Source organism: Pseudomonas sp. PS01298, assembly GCF_029959745.1.
In the GTDB taxonomy this organism is placed as follows: domain Bacteria; phylum Pseudomonadota; class Gammaproteobacteria; order Pseudomonadales; family Pseudomonadaceae; genus Aquipseudomonas; species Aquipseudomonas aylmerensis.
In genome coordinates this window covers 1-2,942 of sequence record NZ_JASCPP010000222.1, presented here as the reverse complement: position 1 = coordinate 2,942, position 2,942 = coordinate 1, and the positions used below count along the sequence as shown (strand labels likewise).

3 protein-coding genes are annotated in these 2,942 nt (G+C 61.6%); all 3 read left to right on the top strand.

Annotated elements, in window-relative coordinates; genetic code table 11:
* Positions 1 to 164: 164 nt before the first annotated feature.
* Genes cysT through QMX97_RS31885 form a run of 3 tightly spaced genes read left to right on the top strand, consistent with a single transcriptional unit; the run spans position 165 to position 2,853 of the window.
* Positions 165 to 983: a sulfate ABC transporter permease subunit CysT gene (cysT, locus tag QMX97_RS31895; protein WP_065899548.1), complete on the top strand. Its 819-nt coding sequence runs from the start codon at positions 165 to 167 to the stop codon at positions 981 to 983.
* Positions 984 to 996: 13 nt separating this feature from the next.
* Positions 997 to 1,869, top strand: a complete 873-nt coding sequence (gene cysW / locus QMX97_RS31890) for a sulfate ABC transporter permease subunit CysW (protein ID WP_065899549.1) — start codon at positions 997 to 999, stop codon at positions 1,867 to 1,869.
* A gap of 3 nt (positions 1,870 to 1,872) precedes the next feature.
* Complete coding sequence (locus QMX97_RS31885; RefSeq protein WP_065899550.1) at positions 1,873 to 2,853, top strand: sulfate ABC transporter ATP-binding protein; 981 nt, start codon at positions 1,873 to 1,875, stop codon at positions 2,851 to 2,853.
* The last annotated feature ends 89 nt before the right edge of the window (positions 2,854 to 2,942 follow it).

The window sequence follows — 2,942 nt, the reverse complement described above, 5'->3', positions numbered from 1 at the left end:
GAGCTGGGCTTATGTGGGAGCTGGCTTGCCTGCGAAGCATCACCTCGGTGCGACTGATACACCGAGGTGCTTGCATCGCGGGCAAGCCCGGCTCCCACAGAAGCTCCAGCTCCTGCAGGAAGCGCGCTCCTACAGTGGTATCTACCCGCTAACCAAGGACTTTTATGTCGCGTCGTATTTCCCCCGTCATACCCGGCTTCGGGCTGACGCTGGGCTACACCGTGGTGTACCTCAGCCTGATCGTACTCATCCCCCTCGCGGCGATGTTTGTACACGCCGCTCAACTCACTTGGGATCAGTTCTGGAACATCATTTCCGCACCGCGCGTGCTGGCGGCGTTGAAACTGAGCTTCAGCACCGCGCTGTATGCCGCGCTGATCAATGGCGTGATCGGCACGCTGCTGGCCTGGGTGCTGGTGCGCTACACCTTCCCCGGACGCAAGATCATCGATGCGATGATCGACCTGCCGTTCGCCTTGCCCACCGCCGTCGCCGGTATCGCGCTGACGGCGCTGTACACGCCGACCGGCCTGGTCGGCCAGTTCGCCACTGACCTGGGCTTCAAGATCGCCTACACCCCGCTGGGCATCACCCTGGCGCTGACGTTCGTCACCCTGCCGTTCGTGGTGCGCACCGTGCAGCCGGTACTCGCCGATATCCCCCGGGAAATCGAAGAAGCCGCCGCCTGCCTGGGCGCCAAACCGCTGCAAGTGTTCCGCTACATCCTCGTGCCCGCGCTGCTGCCTGCCTGGCTGACCGGTTTCGCCCTGGCCTTTGCCCGTGGCGTCGGCGAGTACGGTTCGGTGATTTTCATCGCCGGCAATATGCCGATGAAAACCGAGATCCTGCCGCTGCTGATCATGGTCAAGCTCGACCAGTACGACTACCACGGCGCCACGTCCATCGGTGTGCTGATGCTGGTGGTTTCCTTTATTTTGCTGCTGCTGATCAACTTGCTGCAGCGTCGCATCGAACACCCATAAGGAGGCGCGGAACATGTCCCAATCGTCTATTTCCGCCGCGTCCTCGGCCAACGCTGCCCGTCGTGGCAGCGCGGTGTCGCGACGCATCCTGATCAGCCTCGGCTGGCTGGTGTTCTTCCTGTTCCTGCTGCTGCCGCTGTTTATCGTGGTGTCCCAGGGGTTGAAGAATGGCCTCGGCGCGTTCTTCACCGCGATCCTCGAACCCGACGCGCTGTCGGCGCTGAAACTCACGGTCATCGCCGTGGTGATTTCGGTACCGCTCAACGTGGTGTTCGGGGTCAGCGCCGCGTGGTGCGTGAGCAAGTACTCGTTCCGTGGCAAGAGCATCCTGGTCACGCTGATCGACCTGCCGTTCTCGGTCTCGCCGGTGATCGCGGGCCTGGTCTATGTGCTGATGTTCGGCGCCCAGGGCTTCTTCGGCCCATGGCTGCAAGACCATGACATCCAGATCGTGTTCGCCTTGCCCGGCATCGTGCTCGCGACCATTTTTGTCACCGTGCCCTTCGTTGCGCGTGAACTGATCCCGCTGATGCAGGAGCAGGGCACCCAGGAAGAAGAGGCCGCGCGCCTGCTCGGCGCCAACGGCTGGCAGATGTTCTGGCATGTCACCGTGCCGAACATCAAATGGGGCCTGATCTACGGCGTGGTGCTGTGTACCGCACGGGCCATGGGTGAATTCGGCGCAGTGTCGGTGGTGTCCGGCCACATTCGCGGCGTGACCAACACCCTGCCGCTGCACGTCGAGATTCTCTACAACGAATACAACCACGTCGCTGCGTTTGCGGTGGCGAGTCTGTTGCTGATCCTGGCGCTCTTCATCCTGCTGCTCAAGCAGTGGAGCGAGAACCGTATTAATCGCCTGCGTGCCAGTGCGGCTGAGGAATAAGTCATGTCGATCGAAGTCCGTAATGTCAGCAAGAATTTCAACGCCTTCAAGGCCCTGAACAGCATCAATCTGGACATCCAGAGTGGCGAGCTGGTGGCGTTGCTCGGCCCGTCCGGCTGCGGCAAGACCACCTTGCTGCGCATCATTGCCGGCCTGGAAACCCCGGATGACGGCAGCATCGTGTTCCACGGTGAAGACGTCTCCGGCCACGATGTGCGTGATCGCAACGTCGGGTTTGTGTTCCAGCACTACGCGCTGTTCCGCCACATGACGGTGTTCGACAACGTCGCCTTCGGCCTGCGCATGAAGCCGAAAAACCAGCGCCCGAGCGAAAGCCAGATCGCGGTTAAGGTGCATGAGCTGTTGAACATGGTGCAGCTGGACTGGCTGTCGGATCGCTACCCGGAGCAACTCTCCGGTGGCCAGCGCCAACGTATCGCCCTGGCCCGCGCCCTGGCGGTGGAACCGAAAGTGCTGCTGCTGGACGAACCTTTCGGCGCTCTCGACGCCAAGGTGCGTAAAGAGCTGCGCCGCTGGCTGGCGCGCCTGCACGAAGACATCAACCTGACCTCGGTGTTCGTGACCCACGACCAGGAAGAGGCCATGGAAGTCGCCGACCGTATCGTGGTGATGAACAAGGGCGTGATCGAGCAGATCGGCTCACCGGGCGAAGTGTATGAAAACCCGGCCAGCGATTTCGTTTACCACTTCCTCGGCGACTCCAACCGCCTGCACCTGGGGGAAGACAAGCACGTGCTGTTCCGCCCGCATGAAGTATCGCTGTCGCGGCATGAACTCGAAGATCACCATGCGGCTGAAGTGCGCGACATTCGCCCACTCGGCGCTACCACGCGGGTGACCTTGAAGGTGGAAGGCCAGAGCGAGCTGATCGAAGCTGAAGTGGTCAAGGATCACGACAGCCTGACCGGCTTGGCGCGCGGTGAGACGTTGTTCTTCAAGCCCAAGGTCTGGCAAAAAGCCTGAGGGCACCGCAACACCCACTGTGGGAGCGGGCTTGCTCGCGAATGCGGTCTATCAGTACTCCATGTACTGACTGACACACTGCATTCGCG